At 61.0% G+C, this 1504-nt stretch carries 2 protein-coding genes; both read left to right on the top strand.

Annotated elements, in window-relative coordinates:
* The coding region (locus FEV53_RS20220; protein WP_221931700.1) for a transposase at positions 1-307 on the top strand (307 nt) is incomplete at its 5' end.
* Positions 308-851: 544 nt separating this feature from the next.
* Positions 852-1175, top strand: coding sequence for an IS66 family insertion sequence element accessory protein TnpB (gene tnpB / locus FEV53_RS20215; protein WP_142836406.1), 324 nt, complete (start codon positions 852-854; stop codon positions 1173-1175).
* Positions 1176-1504 lie beyond the last annotated feature (329 nt).

Here is a 1504-nt window from a genome sequence, read left to right as displayed (position 1 = left end):
GGAGCAAGAGATGGGACGGCATCGACGGGAATATGCGGACGAATTCAAGGGTGAGATGCAAGGTGCGCCATTGGTTGAGGCACCGCATCGAACGGGATCCACGCGGCTTTACGAACCGGGGGCGACGCAGGGCAGCGTTGCGAAAGAGCTGGGGGTCATCAGCACTCAGCTGAACACCTGGCGGCCAGAGATCGAGGTGTTCGGCTGGTCGGAAGCGAAACGCCGGCTGAAAGCCGATGCCGCTGAGCTGGAACGCTTGCGCCAGAAGAACAAGCGGCTCGCGGATAAGAACGGGACTTACAGATAAGTGAGCAGGCGCACGGCACCGCTCCGAGTTCGCCTGCGAGCCCCTTTTTCCCGTCCTGAAAGATAAATAAGCGCGCGTTCAGCACGGCCCGGAAAGCCCAGTTTGACTGACCGTGGCACCGGTAGGGCTTTGTCAGCCGGAGAACGCGGTTTCGACACTCTGCCGGCTGCTGTGCCTGTCGCGCAGCTGGCTCTATGGACGCCACGCCAGCACGCCCGGTCGTGATGACCGCGGGGCTCCGCGCAGGGCGCTGCTGGAGCGGATAGCCATTGTTTCGAAGCCCGCAAGGAACGCTACGGATCCAAACGCATCCACCGGGATCTGCGCGCTGACGGGGAGCGGGTGTCGGAGCGGCATGTTTCTACCTGTCGAGATTGAGGGAGATGTCGCTCACGACGGCAATTCCGGTGATACGCCGGTCGTTTTCGTCTGCCCCTCTGTCAGTAAGTGGTGTCGATATCACCTTGTCCGATGGCCGGCGCATTCTTGTTGAAGGGCCAGCCGCGCTGACGGCTGTCGTCAGTCTTGTTCAGGGCCTGGCGATTTGATCTCCGTACCGAGCAGTACGCGGGTCTGGTTGGCGGCGGGCGTCACGGGAATGCGGCGTGTGTTCCACACGCTTGCTGCGCAGGCCGGGAAGGTTTTGGCGCTCGATCCTTATTCCCGGCATCTGTTTGTGTTCCGGGGGCGGCGCGGTGATCTGCTGAAGATCATCTGGTGGGATGCACAATGTGCGTGCTTGTTCAGCAAGCGGTTGGAGAAGGGGCGGTTTGTTTGGCCCGCTGCAAAGGTGGGCAAGGTCAATGTGTCTTCCGCACAGCTGTCGATGCGGGATTGCCAACTTGCAGACGCACCCGAGGGTGTTTAGCCGGTCGCCATAAATGTCCCAGCTGAGATGCGCGCCTGAAGGGCTTGTCTTATGACTTCCCTCGGCTCCTTTGCGATAAGGGAGCCGCTTCCCGGCTCCCCAAACATGCCGGGAAGCGGCGGGGGACGGATCGGGAATGGGTCGGCCGTTCTGGGCCGTGCGGTAGTGTGATCGCCCCCGTCTTTTCTCATGACCTGAACGGATAGCAGGGCTTTGGGCCTGCATGACAAGCAGAGGTAAGGAAAAGACAGATGCAGGATATCATCGGTATCGATATCTCGAAAGACCAGCTGGACACGTACCGTCTCTCGGATCGCCAGCACGCGGTC

This window comes from Palleronia caenipelagi (genome assembly GCF_007004065.1).
GTDB lineage: Bacteria > Pseudomonadota > Alphaproteobacteria > Rhodobacterales > Rhodobacteraceae > Palleronia > Palleronia caenipelagi.
Note: the sequence above shows the minus strand (reverse complement) of the source record. Positions and strands in the feature narration are given on the sequence as shown.